Origin of the sequence: Kribbella sp. NPDC004536 (assembly GCF_042873835.1) — a bacterium.
Taxonomy (GTDB): Bacteria; Actinomycetota; Actinomycetes; order Propionibacteriales; family Kribbellaceae; genus Kribbella.
This window is the reverse complement of record NZ_JBIALY010000001.1, coordinates 833456-850303: the sequence shown is the minus strand read 5'-3', so window position 1 is coordinate 850303 and position 16848 is coordinate 833456. Positions and strand designations below refer to the sequence as shown.

At 69.4% G+C, this 16848-nt stretch carries 17 protein-coding genes; 12 read left to right on the top strand and 5 right to left on the bottom strand.

Features of this window, described 5'->3' with window-relative positions:
- Positions 1-3 precede the first annotated feature (3 nt).
- Positions 4-903 carry a hypothetical protein gene (locus tag ACFYRU_RS04125; RefSeq protein ID WP_387652746.1) on the top strand — a complete coding sequence of 300 codons (900 nt, stop codon included), beginning with the start codon at positions 4-6 and terminating at the stop codon, positions 901-903.
- On the opposite strand, the gene ACFYRU_RS04120 is transcribed toward ACFYRU_RS04125, so the two are convergent.
- Positions 892-1833, bottom strand: coding sequence for an NAD-dependent epimerase/dehydratase family protein (locus ACFYRU_RS04120; protein WP_387652744.1), 942 nt, complete (start codon positions 1831-1833; stop codon positions 892-894). The genes ACFYRU_RS04125 and ACFYRU_RS04120 overlap by 12 nt on opposite strands.
- A gap of 177 nt (positions 1834-2010) precedes the next feature.
- On the opposite strand from ACFYRU_RS04120, the gene ACFYRU_RS04115 reads away from it, so the two are divergent.
- From ACFYRU_RS04115 to ACFYRU_RS04100, 4 genes are all read left to right on the top strand, one after another.
- Positions 2011-3471, top strand: a complete 1461-nt coding sequence (locus tag ACFYRU_RS04115) for an LCP family protein (protein WP_387652743.1) — start codon at positions 2011-2013, stop codon at positions 3469-3471.
- 259 nt (positions 3472-3730) lie between these two features.
- A complete protein-coding gene (locus ACFYRU_RS04110) occupies positions 3731-4108 on the top strand; it encodes a YciI family protein (protein ID WP_387652741.1) in 378 nt (125 codons plus the stop codon).
- Between the two features lie 35 nt (positions 4109-4143).
- The gene (locus ACFYRU_RS04105) at positions 4144-4953 is read left to right on the top strand and encodes an alpha/beta fold hydrolase (protein ID WP_387652739.1); all 810 of its coding nucleotides are present in this window, start codon (positions 4144-4146) and stop codon (positions 4951-4953) included.
- 212 nt (positions 4954-5165) lie between these two features.
- Positions 5166-5792 (top strand): superoxide dismutase, encoded by a 627-nt coding sequence (locus tag ACFYRU_RS04100; protein WP_387652737.1) that lies wholly within the window; start codon positions 5166-5168, stop codon positions 5790-5792.
- Between the two features lie 93 nt (positions 5793-5885).
- Here the strand turns inward: ACFYRU_RS04100 and ACFYRU_RS04095 are convergent, their stop codons facing one another.
- Complete coding sequence (locus ACFYRU_RS04095; RefSeq protein ID WP_387652735.1) at positions 5886-6668, bottom strand: alpha/beta fold hydrolase; 783 nt, start codon at positions 6666-6668, stop codon at positions 5886-5888.
- 154 nt (positions 6669-6822) lie between these two features.
- Here ACFYRU_RS04095 and ACFYRU_RS04090 point away from each other — a divergent pair, with 154 nt between their 5' ends.
- The gene (locus ACFYRU_RS04090) at positions 6823-7269 is read left to right on the top strand and encodes a phage holin family protein (protein ID WP_387652733.1); all 447 of its coding nucleotides are present in this window, start codon (positions 6823-6825) and stop codon (positions 7267-7269) included.
- Positions 7266-7571, top strand: coding sequence for a DUF3618 domain-containing protein (locus ACFYRU_RS04085; RefSeq protein ID WP_387652732.1), 306 nt, complete (start codon positions 7266-7268; stop codon positions 7569-7571). The genes ACFYRU_RS04090 and ACFYRU_RS04085 overlap by 4 nt, the downstream gene beginning before the upstream one ends.
- A gap of 6 nt (positions 7572-7577) precedes the next feature.
- Here the strand turns inward: ACFYRU_RS04085 and ACFYRU_RS04080 are convergent, their stop codons facing one another.
- Entirely contained in the window at positions 7578-8834 is a 1257-nt protein-coding gene (locus tag ACFYRU_RS04080) for an RNA polymerase sigma factor (RefSeq protein WP_387652730.1), read from the bottom strand.
- Between the two features lie 24 nt (positions 8835-8858).
- Here ACFYRU_RS04080 and ACFYRU_RS04075 point away from each other — a divergent pair, with 24 nt between their 5' ends.
- On the top strand, positions 8859-9236 hold the full coding sequence (locus tag ACFYRU_RS04075; RefSeq protein ID WP_387652728.1) for a hypothetical protein: 378 nt from the start codon (positions 8859-8861) through the stop codon (positions 9234-9236).
- Positions 9237-9254: 18 nt separating this feature from the next.
- On the opposite strand, the gene ACFYRU_RS04070 is transcribed toward ACFYRU_RS04075, so the two are convergent.
- Positions 9255-10223 carry a methyltransferase gene (locus ACFYRU_RS04070; RefSeq protein ID WP_387652726.1) on the bottom strand — a complete coding sequence of 323 codons (969 nt, stop codon included), beginning with the start codon at positions 10221-10223 and terminating at the stop codon, positions 9255-9257.
- A 119-nt stretch (positions 10224-10342) separates the two neighbouring features.
- Entirely contained in the window at positions 10343-11242 is a 900-nt protein-coding gene (locus ACFYRU_RS04065; protein WP_387652725.1) for a TIGR03564 family F420-dependent LLM class oxidoreductase, read from the bottom strand.
- A gap of 88 nt (positions 11243-11330) precedes the next feature.
- Between ACFYRU_RS04065 and ACFYRU_RS04060 the strand changes: the two genes are divergently transcribed.
- The 4 genes from ACFYRU_RS04060 to ACFYRU_RS04045 are packed head-to-tail and all read left to right on the top strand — an operon-like array spanning position 11331 to position 16777.
- A complete protein-coding gene (locus ACFYRU_RS04060) occupies positions 11331-11867 on the top strand; it encodes a TetR/AcrR family transcriptional regulator (RefSeq protein ID WP_387652723.1) in 537 nt (178 codons plus the stop codon).
- Between the two features lie 32 nt (positions 11868-11899).
- Positions 11900-14908, top strand: coding sequence for a glycine--tRNA ligase (locus ACFYRU_RS04055; RefSeq protein ID WP_387652721.1), 3009 nt, complete (start codon positions 11900-11902; stop codon positions 14906-14908).
- Positions 14905-15876, top strand: a complete 972-nt coding sequence (locus ACFYRU_RS04050; RefSeq protein ID WP_387652719.1) for a pyridoxal-phosphate dependent enzyme — start codon at positions 14905-14907, stop codon at positions 15874-15876. Before ACFYRU_RS04055 ends, ACFYRU_RS04050 begins: the two co-directional genes overlap by 4 nt.
- Positions 15869-16777 carry a ribonuclease Z gene (locus tag ACFYRU_RS04045; protein WP_387652717.1) on the top strand — a complete coding sequence of 303 codons (909 nt, stop codon included), beginning with the start codon at positions 15869-15871 and terminating at the stop codon, positions 16775-16777. Before ACFYRU_RS04050 ends, ACFYRU_RS04045 begins: the two co-directional genes overlap by 8 nt.
- The last annotated feature ends 71 nt before the right edge of the window (positions 16778-16848 follow it).

Here is a 16848-nt window from a genome sequence, read left to right as displayed (position 1 = left end):
GTGGTGACGACTTCTCCGGAGGTGGCGATGGAGCCTGTGTTCGCGCCGGGTGTGCCTGCAGGCGTACGGCGGTTGTACGAGCGCAGGCCGGAGCTGTTCGTGGCGGCCGACGCGCCGCGGCCGAAGCGGGAGACCTCGTGGTCGTCCGCGCCCGGGAACACGTTCGGCACGCTGCTGGTGTGGATCGCGGTGTGTGTCGGCGGGTGGATCCTCGCGCTGATCGTGCTGGCCGCGACGTTGCCGACCGCGGTCGCGGCGTGGGCGGCGCTCGTACTGGCCGGAGTCGCGGTGGTGGCGACCGGCGGGATCCTGGCGAAGACGATGGGTGAGGACCGCGGGCACAAGGCGGTCCGCCGGCAACACGGGAAGTACCTGCTGCCGGAGGACTTCGACAGCGAGGCCGGGTGGTTGCTCGAGCGGGCGCAGCGCGCGGTGAAAACGGTGCTGGAGGCAACGGTTACCAAGCGCGGGTTGCTCGACGACGTGAAGAACGAGCTGGTGCTGCCGGAGCAGCTGTGGGACATCGCGCAGGTGCTCCGCGAGCAGACCGTACTGCGGGCCCGGCAGAAGGACATCGCCCGTGGTGCGAAGACCGCTGAGCTGGACGCAGTACTAGGTCCGCAGCGCCGTGCCCTTGCCCTCTCCGCGGAGGCGATCAAACGGAAGGTGGACCTGCTGGATCAGTACGCCGACCGGGTCCGCTCAGCCGACGCCGCCCTCCGAGCCGAAGCCGCCCTCGAGGACGGCGACCGCTACATAGAACTCCTCGCCCGCACCGAACCAGCCGGCGACACCTCCGTAGTCGAAGGCTTCACCGACGAGGCAACAGCCCTCAAGGACACCCTCACCCGCTCCATCAACGCCGCCCGCGACGCCGGCCGAACCCTCGCCCTACCCGAGTAGTTCAGCTTCCTGCTCAGCTGTCAGACCGATCTTCAGGTCGGGTTCGCCTCGGTCCTTGTCCCAGCGGAGGACGTCTTCGACTGTGGTGCGGAGGGGGGTTACTGGCATGCCGGCCTCGCGGGACTTGGTGGGGTTGCGGCGGCGTTCGCCCCATTCGGCTTGGGGGTCCATCAGGGGGAAGCGGGGTGGGACGGCGTCGAAGGGGATGGGGATGATGTCGACGGTGGTGCCGGCCAGGTCGGCCGCGGTCTGGATCAGCTCGGCGATGGTGGAGTCGGGGCCGACCGCGTTGTACGCGCCGGAGCGGTTGTCGGTGATCAGCTGGGTGATCAGGCGGGCGACGTCGCGGCTGTCGATCAACTGGAGCGGCGCTTCGGGTTTGGTGGGGAGGGCGACCCGCCCACCCCGGGCGCCACGACGGATCCAGTAGAGCGCCGTACCGGACGAGTCACCGGGACCCGTCACCCGTCCCGGGCGGATCAGCGTCGCGCGTTCGCCGTACCGTTCGACGACCGCGTCCTCGCAGGCGACCTTGCACGGGCCGTACGTGTCGTTCGTCAGCACCTCGGCATCCCGCAACGGCTCGCGCCGCGGCACGGTCTCGTCCGTACCGGCCGGCAGATCGCGTACGTACACCGCATGGCTCGACACGAACACGTACCGTCCGACCCGGTCACCGAGTACGTCCATCGCCTGCTCGACGTCCCGCGACCGGAACCCGCTCGTGTCGACGACCGCGTCCCACCCGCCGGTCCGCAGCGCCGAGTAGTCACCCACCGTCCGGTCCCCGACGAGTTGCGTGACGCCAGGCGGCAGCGGCGTACCGCTCACCCCGCGACTGAACGACGCGACCTCCGCGCCCCGCGCCAGTGCGTCGTCCACGACCGCACGCCCGACAAACCCGTTTCCACCCAGCATCAGAATCCGCACAACCGACCAACCTAGCCGCCGCCACCGACCGGCGCGACCGGATTGATCCGACAACCGAATGACGCTGTAACACGTCTGAACAGGTGCAGGTGTGCGTACGTGACGCACACTGGAACAAACGGGGTGACAGGGGTGCCGATGGGGAGTGCGCGCGCAACGGCTAGGCGGCCGCGGTCGATGCCGAAGTTGCTGGGGTTCACCCTGTTGGGCGCACTGCTCCCAGGACTCGGACTGATCGTCGGCGGGCGCCGGAAGCTCGGTGCGTTCGTACTGACGGTGTTCTTCGCGCTGGTCGGCCTCGGTGTGTACGTCGGTCTGACCCGCCGCGACCAGGTGCTCGCCGCGGCCGTCGTGCCGAGCCGGCTGCTGATGACCTCGGTCGCGATCGGCGTGCTCGGGTTCCTGTGGATCGTGGTGATCGTTGCCTCGCACCGCTCGTTGCGCCCGGCAACGGGTGGCGCCGGCGGGCGGGTCGCCGGTGCGCTGCTGGTCGGCGTGCTGTGCTTCGCGATCGCGGCACCGTCGGCGATCGGCGTACAGACCGTGCTGGCGCAGCGCACCCTCGTACAGGACGTGTTCCAGGGGCAGGGCGAGAGCAAGAGCGCGACCCGGCCGACGACCGTGAACGTCAAGGACCCGTGGGAGGACCGCCCGCGACTCAACCTGCTGCTCCTCGGCGGCGACGACGCGCCGAGCCGCGAGGGTGTCCGGACCGACACGGTGATCGTCGCGAGCATCGACACCAAGACCGGGAACACCGCGCTGATCTCGATGCCGCGGAACCTGACGTTCATGCCGTTCCCGGCGGACTCGCCGCTGCACAAGATCTACCCGGACGGCTTCGGCAAGGAAGGGTTGAGCCTGGACGGGCGGCTGGAGTGGATGCTGACCGCGATGTACCAGAACATCCCGGACGCGCACCCCGGCATCCTCGGCCCGTCGGACAACGAGGGCGCGGACGTGGTGAAGCAGTCCGTCGGCGAGGCGACCGGCCTGAAGATCGACTACTACCTACAGGTCAACCTGACGAGCTTCCCGGAGATCGTCGACGCGCTCGGCGGCATCACGGTGAACGTCAACGAGCGGGTCGCGATGGGCGGGATCAGCAGCGCGGGCATCCCGCCGAAGGAGTGGATCGAGCCGGGCCCGAAGCAGCATCTGGACGGGCGGCACGCGCTGTGGTTCGCCCGCGGGCGGTACGGCGCCGACGACGACCAGCGGCAGGTCCGGCAGCGGTGTGTGATCAAGGCGATCGTGGACAGGGCGGACCCGCAGACGCTGGTCACGAAGTACAAGGCGATCGCGAAGGCCGGGCAGCACTTGCTGCGTACGGACATCCCGCAGGAGCTGCTGCCCGCGATGGTCCAGCTCGCTCTGAAGGTGAAGGCGGGAACCGTCTCCAACGTCACGCTCGACTCGGAGAAGCTCCGCCTCAAGTACCTGCACCCCGACTACGCCGCCCTCCGCGACACCGTCCAAAAGGCCCTAGAGTCCACCCCGGCTCCCGCAACCACCCCGGCCCCGACCCCAACCACCACCCGCAAGCCGACCACGACCACAACGACCCCACCTCCGGGCCCGACCCAGAACCTCACCGACGCCTGCGCCTACAACCCCTCCGGCGACCAACCGAACTAACGCGTGCCGAAGAACGGGTACTGGTCCCGGCCCTCGGGCCGGGTGGCCGGCGGCGCGCGCCGCGTCAGGCGTGCGGCACCACCGACCAGAGCGGCGCCGCCACCCACTACCCGTTCTTCGGTACAGGTACCGGGCGGCCGAAGCGGCTGATCCTGTACGAACTGAGCAGAGAATTGATCTGACTCCGGGTGTCGATCCGGCGGTGACCCGCTCGACGTGAGAGTAAGTGGTCGACCGACACGACGAGGGAGCAGTAGCGATGCGTTTCATGATCATCAACAAGGCGGACGCCGACAGCGAGGCGGGGAAGTTCCCGCCGCCGGAGATCGGCCAGGCGGTCGGGCAGGTCGTGGAGGACCTGTCGAAGGCCGGCGTCCTGCTGTTCGCCGAAGGCGTGCATCGCAGCGCGCTCGGTGCCCGGGTGAAGGTGGACGGCGGGAAGCGGACGATCACCGACGGTCCGTTCGCGGAGACCAAGGAACTGGTCGGCGGCGTGATCGTGGTCGAGGTGCGCAACCGCGACGAGGCGATCGAGTGGGCCGCGCGGCTGGCCGAGGCGCTCCGCGACGAGGTCGAGGTACGGCGGGTCGTCGAGGAGGCCGACTTCGACCCGGACTCGGACCTGTACCAGAACTGATGTCCATTCCTGCCCCTCCCGTTCGTGGGAGGGGCATGAACAACACACTGAAGGTTTCCGACGCAGAGCTGTACTACGAGGTACGCGGCCACGGGCCGCTGGTGGTCCTGGTCGGCGCGCCCATGGACGCGGACGCGTTCGCCCCGCTCGCCGAGCTCCTCAAGGCCGGCTACACGGTCCTGACGCTCGACCCGCGCGGTGTGAAGCGCAGCACGCTGAACCCAGGTGGTACGTCGCGACCGGACCAGCGCGCCGACGACCTGGCCGCGCTGATCCGGCACGTCGACGCCGGGCCGGCGGTCGTACTCGGATCGAGTGGCGGAGCGGTCAGCGCGCTGGCGCTCGCGCAGTACCACCCGGAAGTCGTACGGACCGTGATCGCGCACGAGCCGCCGCTGAGCCGGCTGCTGCCGGACGCGGACGAACTGCTCGCGGCGGCCGAGCGGCAGATGGCCGACTACCTGGCCGGCGACGTGATCGGCGCCTGGAAGCAGTTCTTCCGCGGTGCGAACATCCAGATCCCGGACCAGGTCGTGGAGCTGATGTTCGCCGGCGACCGCGATCCCGTCCAGGTGGCCGCCGAGCGGTTCTGGTTCGAGCACGAGATGCGCGAGACGATCACCTGGCTCCCGGACCTCGACAAGCTCCGCGAGGTCGACGTCGTGGTCGGGATCGGCGAGGAGTCGACCGGCCAGCTCTGCGACCGTACGTCGACCGCCTTGGCCGATCGCCTCGGCGTCGAACCGGTCCGCTACCCGGGCGGCCACACCGGCTTCGCCGAGATCCCGGAGGCCTTCGCCGCGGTGTTCCAGCCCCAGCTGAAAGGTATTCACAGCCCGAGGTGAGACTCGCGCGTGGGTCGTGGGGTGGAGTATGTGAAGCTGGGGGTGTTCGGTGGGTGCGCGGTGGTTCGACGCGGTCGCGCCGGGCACCGGGCAAGTGCCGCGTCGCCCGCGTGGCCACTTGACCTCAACCGTGGTTGAAGTTTCAAGCTGGTGTCGCTGACTTGGGCATCGGAGATATCGGCCCCCGGTGGGGCCCCGACGAAGGAGCAGAGTTGACCACGTACACGCTTCCCGACCTCCCCTACGATTACAGCGCGCTCGCGCCCAGCATCGCCGGCGAGATCATGGAGCTGCACCACGACAAGCACCACGCGACCTACGTGAAGGGTCTGAACGACACCCTCGACAAGCTGGCCGAGGCCCGCGACAAGGGTGACTTCGGCGCGATCGTCGGGCTGGAGAAGACGCTGGCCTTCAACCTCGGCGGGCACGTCAACCACTCCATCTTCTGGAAGAACCTGTCGCCGGACGGCGGCGACAAGCCGGACGGCGAGCTGGGCGCGGCGATCGACGAGTTCTTCGGCTCGTTCGACGCCTTCCAGGCCAACTTCACCGCGAGCGCGACCACCATCCAGGGCTCCGGCTGGGCGATCCTCGGCTGGGACGCGCTGGGCGGCAAGCTGCTGATCCACCAGCTGTACGACCAGCAGGGCAACCTGCCGGCCGGGCAGATCCCGATCGCGATGCTGGACATGTGGGAGCACGCGTTCTACCTGCAGTACAAGAACGTGAAGCCCGACTACGTCAAGGCGTGGTGGAACGTCGTGAACTGGGCTGACGCGCAGGCCCGCTTCGACGCCGCTCGTTCCGGCGCGGCCGCGCTGATCACCGGCGCCTGACGCCGGACCCGCAGGCCATCACAATCGATCGCGCCCGCCCGGTCCCCGCTCACGCGGGGCGGGCGGGCGCGATTGTGATGGCCTGGCCGTCCATCACTTGCAGAAGTCCGCGATCACCGGAGCGATCGCCGACGCCTTGATCACGTGGTTCTGGCCCGGTACTTCGGTGTGCTGCGCGCCCGGTACCGCTGCCGCGAGCGCGCGGGTCGACGTCTTCATCCAGCCCGGGCTCTTCCCGCCGTTGACCACCAGTACCGGCTGGTCGATCGGTGCCCACTGCGCCGCGTCCATCGGGTCCCCGAAGCAGTTCGTGCCGAGCACCTGGGCGTCGTACGGCAGCGTGTGCGCGATCGCCTTCATCGGCTTCCAGGCCGGCATCAGCTTCATCATCGTGACGAACGCGGCCGGCAGCCCGATGCCCTTGGTGAAGAAGTACTTGATCGCGGCGGCCGGCTCCAGCGCCTGCAGGTCAGCGACCCAGGTCCGCGGAATCTGCTTGCGGCTGCCGTCGACGACGTACGGCGGTTCGAACGCGACCAGCTTCTCGACCGGCAGGCCCGCGGCCGTCGCCCGTAGCGCCAGCGCCGCACCGGACGACGAGCCGTACACGTACGCCGATCCGCCGGCTGCCTCGATCACCGCGGCCAGGTCCTCGATCTCGCGGTCCACTGCGTACTCCGTACTGTCGCCCGAGTCGCCGCGCCCGCGACGGTCGTAGTTGTAGACGGTGAACCGATCCGCGAGCGCCTCGGCGAGCTCGGGCATCGGCCCCTGCGCACGGGAGCAGAGCGCCCCGTCGACCAGGACCAGCGCGGGGCCGTTGCCACGCCGGTCGTACGCGATGGTGGTGCCGTCCTTCGAAACCACGGTGTGCATGGTGTCCTCCTGAGTGGGTCGGTGTTCACCCGTGCGTCGACCGTCCCGGCTGGTGATCGACACATTGTGACCTAGATCACTCCCGCCCCGTATTTCGGTGCGTGACGGTCCGTGATCTGGGTACCGGACCGGAAGCCGAGCACAGGAGGCGGTCATGACGACACGTCCGGAGGCTGTCCGGCATCAGGCCGGAACGAGCGAGCAGTCTGCACATGTCGGAGCGCTGGTCAGTCAGGCGACGAGTGACCTGAGCCGGCTGGTCCGCGACGAGTTGCAGCTCGCGAAGGTCGAGCTGAAGGTGAAGGGGAAGGAAGCGGGCGTCGGCGCCGGCTTGTTCGGCGGAGCGGGGACGCTCGCGCTGTACGGCCTGGGCGTACTGATCGCCGCCGCGATCCTCGGGCTCGCGACCGCGCTGCCCGGTTGGCTGTCGGCGCTGATCGTGGCCGCCGTGTTGTTCGCCGCCGCGGCGGTGGCGGCCCTGCTCGGCAAACGGCACGTCTCGCGTGCCACTCCGCCCGTACCGCAAAGTGCCGTCGACGGCGTGCACGAGGACCTGGAAGCACTCAAAGGACACCAGTCGGAAGGGAAGGTCATGTCGTGAGTACCACCAAGAACGGAGCGCACCGCGAGCCGATGTCCGAGAGTGAGACCCTTCGGGTCGACCTCGAACAGACCCGGCAGCACCTGGCCGAGACCGTACAGGAGCTCAGCCGGCGCCTCGACGTACCGCACCGGATGAAGGAGACGGCGGGGCACGCCGGGCAGACGATCAAGCAGATGCCTGCCGCGATGAAGGACCTGCCGGCCGTCGGCAAGCGGCACCCGAAGGCCACCGCCGCGGTTGGCGGTGCGGTCGCCCTCGGCGCCGGAGCCGCGGTCTGGATGGCCCGGCATCACAAGTAACAGTGGTCAGCAGGCGGCGGCGCGTTCGAGGAGGAACTTGCGTTCCCGCTCGTTGCGGGTCAGTGCGGCGGCCTTCTCGAACTCGGCGCGCGCCTCGTCCAGGCGGCCGAGCTTGAACAGCAGGTCACCGCGGACGCTCGGCAGCAGGTGGTAGTCCTGCAGCGACGGGTCGTCGGCGAGCAGGTCGACCGCCTGCAGCCCGCGTTCAGGGCCGAACGCCATCGAGATCGCGACCGCCTGGTTGAGCTCGACCACCGGTGACGGCGTGACCTGGACGAGTACGGCGTACAGGCCGGCGATCCGGGCCCAGTCCGTGTCGTCCGGGTCGGCGGCGCGGGCGTGGCAGGCGGCGATCGCTGCTTGCAGGAGGTACGGGCCGGGTGGTTTCTCCAGCGTCCAGGCGCGGTCGATGCCTTCGAGGCCGCGGCGGATCAGCAGCCGGTCCCAGCGGCGGCGGTCCTGGTCGAGGAGCAGAACCGGTTCGCCGTCCTTGTCGGTACGGGCGTTGGCGCGCGAGGACTGCAGTTCCATCAGGGCGAGCAGGCCGAGTACTTCGGGTTCGGTCGGCATCAGCTCGACGAGCAGCCGGCCCAGGCGCATCGCCTCGTTGCACAGCGCCGGGCGCATCCAGTCGTCGCCGGCGGTTGCCGAGTACCCCTCGTTGTAGATCAGGTACACGACCTCGAGGACCGATTGGAGCCGGTCGAGCAGCTCGGGACCGGACGGTACCTCGAACCCGACACCGGCCTTCGCGAGGTTGCGCTTCGCCCGGACGATGCGCTGGGCGATCGTCGCCTCCGGGGCGAGGAAAGCGCGGGCGATCTCGTCGGTCTTCAGGCCGCCGAGGAGCTTCAGCGTGAGCGTGACGCGCGCGTCCGTGGTGAGCACCGGGTGACATGCGGTGAACACCAGCCGGAGCAGGTCGTCCTCGATGTGGTCCTTGAGGATGGCCTCGACGTCGTCCTCGACGGAATCGCCGTCGATCTCGAGTTCGTGGCCCAGCTCGGCGAGCTTGCGCTGGTACGTCTCCTTGCGCCGGATCAGGTCGATCGCGCGGCGTTTCGCGATCGCCATCAGCCAGGCGCCCGGGTTCTTCGGTACCCCGGACTCCGGCCACTGCTCCAGCGCCGCCACCAACGCGTCCTGAGCCAGCTCCTCCGCAAGCCCCACGTCCCGCACGATCCGCGCCACACCCGCGACGATCCGGGCCGACTCGATCCTCCAAACCGCGTCGACCGCCCCACCCGCATCAGTAACCGTCACCCGCCGATAGTAGACACTGCTCGGGTGGACCCGCTGCACACTGCACTCAGCCTGCTCGTCAGGGATCTCCGGAGCACTGGGGGAATCACCCTGCAACTGCTGGACGAGCCCGTGCTCGAGGACCCGGCCTACGAGTCGCTCTGGATGGTGTCCGGGGACGACAGCCGTACTGGCCTGCTTGTCCTCCGCGACCTACCTGCTGCGGAGCGGGTGGTCGAGGTCGCCGAACAGGTGCAGGACTTCGTCCACGAGGAACTGTGCCGCCTGGGCCTGCCCGTCACCTGGCCGGAGTGCCCCGAACACCCCGCCTCCCACCCACTCACCCCTGCACTGCCAGGCGGCGCCCCGACCTGGCAGTGCCCGAAGTCGAACCATGACATCAGCGCGATCGGTGAGCTGTAGGCACCCGGCTCCGGTGGCCTAGAAACCTTGTAGTTTCCAGAGGGTGGTGGTTTCACCGGTTCGCGCGCGCCCGTGGCGCGGTGTCACATCCTGCTGTCCGGCGACTCGCAACCCACCGGTGTGGATGAGGGTGAGTAGCTCGTGGCCGGTGCGCAGTCCTAGGTGTTCCGCTAGGTCGGAGAGGATGAGCCACACCTCGCCTCGCGGTTGGAGATGCTCGCGGGCGGTTCGGAGGAAGTCGCGGAGCATTCGGCTGTTCTCGTCGTAGACCGCGTGGTCGAGCGGCGTGAGCGGCTTCGCCGGGATCCACGGGGGATTGCACACGATCAGATCAGCTCTGCCTGGCGGGAACAGGTCGGTGTGGAGCACCTCGGCGGTCAGCCGCAGGCGGTGGAGGTTTTCGCGGGCGCACTCGACCGCCCGCGGGTTGTTGTCGGTGGCAAGTACTCGCGGGATGCCGCGGCGGGCGAGGATCGCGGCCAGTACGCCGGTGCCGGTTCCGATGTCGAACGCCGTACGTGCGCCGGGCGGGAGTGGGTGCTCGGCGACGAGGTCCGCGTACTCGGATCTGGTGGGGGCGAACACCGTGTAGTGCGGGTGGATCCGATCGCCGAGTGCCGGCACGTGCACACCACGAAGCCGGAGCTGGTGGGCGCCGATCACGCCCAGCAGTTCACGCAACGGCACCCAGCGGTTGCCGGTCGGTGGGCCGTACGCCTCGGCGCAGGCTGCGCTTACGTCTGGGGCTCGGCGGAGGGGGACCTGGTGGTTGGTCAGCGGGATCAGGAGTGCGTTGAGGATTCGCGTGCGCTCAGCCTGCGCTCGGCGCTGGGCTTTGAAGGGGGCTGTGCGGTTGGTCGGGAGGCGGCGGGCCAGCGCGGACAGGAGTTGTTTGGCGTTGTGGTAGTCGCCTTTCCAATAAAGGTTGGTACCGCGGTTGATCAGGCGGAGCGCTTGATCGGCGGAGATGGTGTCGTCGACATGCATGGGTCGTCCCTGCCAGGTGTTGATGCGAGATGGGCAGCACGGCTCGACCCGTACGCCGGGAGTGGCGCCGGGGAGCGGACGACGGAGCTAGCGAACTACGGCCGCATGTCTGGGCGAGGTCACCGGACAACTGTAGACAGGTACTCGCTCGTACGCCGCTGCTCCTCGGCGGTGCCGATCGGCGCGAGCATCACGTCGGTCGCTCCGGCGTCGCGGATCCGGTCGAGCTGCTTCCCGATCGCCGCCTCGTCCCCGGCCAGCAGGATGTCGGCCGGCCCGTCGGCGCCTTCCCGCTCGAGCATCGCGCGGTACTCCGGAACCTGCCCGGCGAGCGCGAACTCCTGCGCGAACCGTGCCCGGACGGCGTCCTCGGCGGACGTGAGACACACAGCAAACCCGGCCACGACCCGCGGCACCCGACTCCCCGCCGCTCGCGTGATCGACGGTACGACGTGGTTGCTGAGTGTCCGAGGTCCGGTCATCCAGGTGATCGTCCCGCCGGCGAGCTCGCCCGCCACCTTGAGCATCACCGGGCCCAGCGCCGCCACCAGCACCTCCGGGCGGTCATCCGCCGGCGGGGTGAGTTGACCGACGGCCGTGTAGTGCTTGCCGTGGTGGTCCACTGGGTCGCCTCGGAGGAGGGAGTGGAGGACTTGGAGGTACTCGCGGAGGCGGGCGGCCGGTTGGTCGGTGGGGAGGCCGTACATGGTCTCGACCATTCGGGCGATGCCGGCGCCGATGCCGAGGGTGAGGTGGCCGCCGACCGCGGCCTGGGTGGTGAGCGCTTGGCGGGCGAGTAGGAGCGGGTGACGTTGGGGGAACGGCACGACCGCGGTGCCGAGCTCCATCCCGGACGGCGTCGGGCCGACGGCGGCGAGGGCGGTCAGGGCGTCCCAGCCGACCCCGTCCGAGATCCAGGCCGACCGCACCCCGGCCGCGGCGGCCGCGTGGAGCTGGCGGGTGATCTCGGGCAGCGGGCTCGGTCCGCGGACGTCGCCGAATGCCATACCGATGCGCATACACAGTCCTTCCGATTAACTGGGGTACCACCCCGTTTACATCCGGTACGATATGGGGGACCGCCCCATTTACGCAAGGGACCTGAGGATGCGAGCCGACGCGCAGCGCAACCGTGACCGCCTGGTCGCGGTCGCGGCCGACGTGGTGGGGGAGTACGGCGCGGACGCGTCGCTGGAGGAGATCGCCCGGCGCGCGGGCGTCGGCTCGGCGACGTTGCATCGGCACTTCGGTGGCCGGGCCGCCCTGCTGGAGGCGGTTTTCCGGAGCAGTATCGACGCCGTCTGCGCGCAGGCGACCGAGTTGCTCGACGACCCGGATCCCCTGCGGGCGTTGACGTCCTGGCTGCACACGATGGTGGCGCACGCGACCGGCAGCCGGGGGCTGGCGGCCGCGCTGGTGATGAGCGGCGACTGTGGTTCGGACGCCCACGCCCGCCTGCTGACCGCCGGCCGGAAGCTCCTCGAACGGGCTCAGAGCGAAGGTGCCGTACCGAACGACACCCGGATCGAGGACCTGCTCAAACTGGCCAACGGCATCTCGCTGGCCAGCGGCGACGACCCCGCCCAGGCCTCCCGACTGCTCACTCTGGCAATCCGGGGAATAGCACCAGCACGCAGCGAATAGACTTCGTGACCGGAACTCCCCCGGACGATGGCATGAGGTTTGTTGTGCTCACCATGCAGGACGCGCTGCTGGCGCTGACGAAGTACTGGACCGATCGGGGCTGCATGGTCGTGCAGCCGTTCAACACCGAGGTCGGTGCCGGGACGCTGAACCCGGCCACGATCCTGCGGGTGCTCGGTCCCGAGCCGTGGCGGGTGGCGTACGTCGAGCCGAGTGTCCGGCCGGACGACAGCCGCTACGGCGAGAACCCGAACCGGCTGCAGACCCACACCCAGTTCCAGGTCGTACTGAAGCCCGACCCGGGCAACCCACAGGAGCTGTTCCTGGACAGCCTCGAGGCGCTCGGGATCGACATCGACGCGCACGACGTACGGTTCGTCGAGGACAACTGGGCGAACCCGGCGACCGGTTCCTGGGGCCTCGGCTGGGAGGTCTGGCTGGACGGCCTGGAGATCACCCAGTTCACGTACTTCCAGCAGGCCGGCGGCATGACGCTGGACCCGGTGTCGGTCGAGATCACCTACGGCATCGAGCGGATCATGATGGCGCTGCAGGGCGTCTCGCACTTCAAGGACATCGCGTACGCGCCGGGCATCTCGTACGGCGAGGCCTTCGGCCAGGCGGAGTACGAGATGAGCCGGTACTACCTGGACGACGCGGACGTCGAGTCGCAGAAGCGCCTGTTCGAGGAGTACGCGAACGAGGCCCGCCGGATGATCGACGACCGCCTCCCGGTGCCCGCGCACATCCAGGTACTGCGTTGTTCGCACACGTTCAACGTCCTCGACGCCCGCGGTGCCGTCAGTACGACCGAACGCGCGAAGGCGTTCGGCCGGATGCGCACGCTGGCGCGCGAGGTGTCGCGGCTGTGGGCGGAGCGCCGCGAGGAGCTGGAGCACCCGCTGGGTCTCGCGGAACTGCCGCCGGCCGCGCCGGAGCCGACCGAGTTCCCGGTGATCAGTGGCACCCGGCAGCTGACCTTCGAGATCGGCACCGAGGAGATGCCGCCGTCCGAGGTCACCAAGACCGCCGCGGCGGTGCAGGCCGCGCTGGAGGAGAAGCTCGCCGCGACCCGGCTCGAGCACGGCAAGATCACCACGTACGCGACTCCGCGCCGGGTGGTCGCGTTCGTCGCCTCGGTGCACGCGGGTGAGCCGGACGCGGAGCGGGTGGTACGTGGTCCGCGGAAGTCGGCCGCGTACGACGCCGACGGCAACCTGACGAAGGCCGCCGCCGGGTTCGCCCGCGGGCAGAAGGTCGACGAGAGCGAACTGCACGACCTGGAGGTCGACGGCGTCGAGTACGTCGCGGTCACCAAGCCGGACCCGGGTCGCGGCGCCGCCGAGGTGCTGAGCGGCGTACTGAGCGAGATCGTCGCGGGCCTCCGCTCCGACAAGAACATGCGCTGGAACGACGCCAAGCTCTCCTTCACCCGCCCGATCCGCTGGCTGGTCGCGCTGCTCGGTGACGAGATCGTCCCGGTCTCGGTGTCGAGCCTGGCTGCCGGTCGGACGACGCGGGTGCACCGGACCGCCGCGCAGCCGAAGGTCGAGATCGCGTCCGCCGAGGGGTACCTGGACCTGCTGCGGATCCACGGCATCGAGGCCGACCCGGCCCGGCGCCGCGCGACGATCGTGGAGGCTGCGGCCGACCTGTCCGCGAAGGTGCAGGGCACCGTGGACGTCGACAGTGAGGCGGCGCTGGTCGACCAGATCGTCAACCTGATCGAGGAGCCGACGCCGATCCTGGGCGGGTTCGCCCCGGAGTACCTGGATCTGCCGAGCGAGATCCTGACCACGGTGATGCGCAAGCACCAGCGGTATCTGCCGGTCCGGGACCACGACGGCAAGTTGCTGCCGCACTTCGTTGCCGTGGCCAACGGTTCGGTGGACGAGGACCTGGTCCGGGCCGGTAACGAGGCGGTGCTGCGGGCGCGGTACGAGGACGCCGCGTTCTTCTGGCGGGCCGACCTGGAGACGCCGCTGGAGCAGATGAAGGGCGAACTGGAGAAGCTGGCCTTCGAGGAGCGGCTCGGTTCGATGGCCGACCGGGCAGGGCGGATCGGGCGGATCGCGCTCAAGCTCGCCGAGACGGTTGAACTCGACGGGGACGAGCTGGCGACGTTGCAGCGGGCGGCCGAGCTGGCGAAGTTCGATCTGGGGTCGCAGATGGTGGTCGAGCTGACCAGCCTGGCCGGCACGATGGCGCGTGAGTACGCCAAGCGCGCGGGCGAGACCGACGCGGTCGCGCAGGCGCTGTTCGACATGGAGCTGCCGCGGTCGGCCGGGGATCCGGTTCCGTCGACGACTCCGGGTGCGCTGCTCGCGCTGGCCGATCGGTTCGATCTGCTGGCCGGGTTGTTCGGCGTCGGTGCGAAGCCGACCGGTAGCTCGGACCCGTTCGCGTTGCGGCGGGCGGCGGCGGGTGTGGTCGCGATCCTGCGCGAGCACCCGGAGCTGCGGGCGATCACGTTGCCGGTCGGGCTGCGGGCGGCCGCGGACGAGATCGGTGCCCAGGGCATCGACGTGCCGGCGGACTCGCTGGACGAGGTGGCCGAGTTCACCGTACGGCGGTACGAGCAGCAGCTGCTCGATCGTGGGGACGACCACCTGCAGGTGGCCGCGGTGTTGCCGCTGGCAACTGCTCCGGCGGCGGCGGACGAGACGCTGAAGTCGTTGCAGCAGCTGGTCGGCAACGACGACTTCGCCGGCCTGGTCGCGGTGCTGCAGCGGGTCCGACGGATCGTGCCGGAGGGTACGGAGGCGGAGTACGACGCGAGCAAGCTGACCGAGCCGGCCGAGGTCGCGCTGCACGAGGCGGTGCAGAAGATCGGCCAGGCGCCGACCGGCCTGTCCGACTTCGTCGCCGCCACGTCGGCGCTGGTCGACCCGGTGAACGCCTTCTTCGACGACATCCTCGTGATGGCCAAGGAACCGGACCTCCGCGCCGCCCGCCTCGGCCTCCTCGCAACCATCAGCAAACTGGCAGCCCCCGTCCTGGACTGGCAGGCCCTCGGCACCAGCCTGAGCCCCACGGAATGAGCAGTCCCGCAGAGGTTGCCGAACGGGCCGAGCGCATCGCTCCGGCCCTTCGGCAGCACCTGCCGGTGACGGCGTTCGTGCGGTACGACGCGTTCAGTGATGACGTTGGTGCTGAGGTGTTGGTGAAGTGTGAGCATCTGCAGCGGACCGGGTCGTTCAAGGCGCGGGGTGCGATGGCGAAGGTGTTGAACCTCACCGACGCCGAGCGGGCGGCCGGTGTTGTCACGGCGTCGACCGGCAACCACGGGCTGGGTGTGGGTAATGCCTTGGCGACGCTTGGTGGGCACGGCATCGTCTATCTGCCGGAGAACGCCGCGCCCGGCAAGGTCGCTGCTCTCCAAAGGTTCGGACTGGAGTTGCGGGCCGAGGGCAACGACACCGGTGTGCTGGAGTCGAAAGCGCGCGCGTATGCCGCGGAGCACGGGTTGACCTACGTGCCGCCGTACAACGATCCGGACGTCATCGCCGGGCAAGGGACCGTCGGTGTCGAGATCGTGGAGCAGTTGGACGGGCAACAGTTGGATGCGGTCGTCGTGTCGGTCGGTGGTGGCGGGCTGATCAGCGGTGTCGCCGCGGTGCTCAAGAAGCACCTCCCGAACCTCAAGGTGTACGGCGCCCAGCCGGCTGCTGACGACGCGATGGCAGCCTCGGTGCGAGCCGGCGAGATCGTCCAAGTACCAGCGAAACAGACCTTGTCGGACGGTACGGCGGGCAGCGTCGAGCCCGGGAGCATCACCTTCGACCTGTGCCGCGACCTGGTCGACGACTGGGTCCTCGTCGGTGAGGACGCGATCCGCGAAGCGCTCCGGCTCGTGATCGACACCGAACACCAGCTGATCGAAGGATCGGCCGCGCTCGCGTTCGCCGCCGCCCGCGAACGCCGCAGCGAACTCGCCGGCAAGCGCGTCGCGGTGGTCAGCTGCGGCGGCAACATGTCGTCGACGACGTTGGTGTCCGCACTTGCGTGAGCTCGTCGTACTCGGGACCGGCAGCCAGGTGCCGTCCCGGGAGCGTACGCAGAACGGCTACTTCCTCCGCTGGGACGACGAGGGCTTCCTGTTCGATCCGGGTGAGGGCACGCAGCGGCAGATGATCTTCGCCGGCGTCAACGCCGGAGCGGTCACCCGCCTCTGCGTGACGCACTTCCACGGCGACCACTGCCTCGGCGTACCGGGCGTGGTGCAGCGGCTGTCGCTGGACGGCGTACCGCATCCGGTGCACGCGCACTACCCGGCGTCCGGGCAGACGTACTTCACCCGCCTCCGCTACGCCGCCTCGTTCTTCGAGCGGGCCGAGCTGCTCGAGGAACCGGTCGAGGAGGACGGCCTGCTCTCGGTCGGCTCGTTCGGCCAGCTGTGGGCGCGCCGCCTGGAACACCCGATCGAGTCGTACGGGTACCAGCTGGTCGAACCGGACGGCCGCCGGATGCTGCCCGGCAAGCTCGCGGAGTACGGCGTGAGCGGTCCCGCCGTCGGGCGGCTGCAACGATCCGGCTCGATCGAGGCCGGCGGCCGGACCGTACGGCTGGAGGACGTCAGCGAGGTACGTCCCGGACAGCGGTTCGCGTTCGTCATGGACACGCGGTTGTGCGAGAACGTGCTGCGGCTCGCTGAGGGCGCAGACCTGCTGGTCATCGAGTCGACGTACCTGTCGTCGGAGGCGGACCTGGCCCGCCGGTTCGGGCACCTGACCGCGCGCCAGGCGGCCCGGGTGGCGGCCGAGTGCGGCGTACGGAAGCTGGTCCTGACCCACTTCTCGCAGCGCTATCTCGAGCCCGAACGGTTCCACGACGAGGCCGCCGCGGAGTTCGGCGGGGAGATTGTAGTGGCCTCGGATCTCAGCAGAATCTCAGTTCCAGCCCGTCGCTAGCGAACAATTCGTTACGCGTCGGCGAACAAGCTTGAACCCGGCTGGCGGCAGGATCGACGGCAATTAGCATT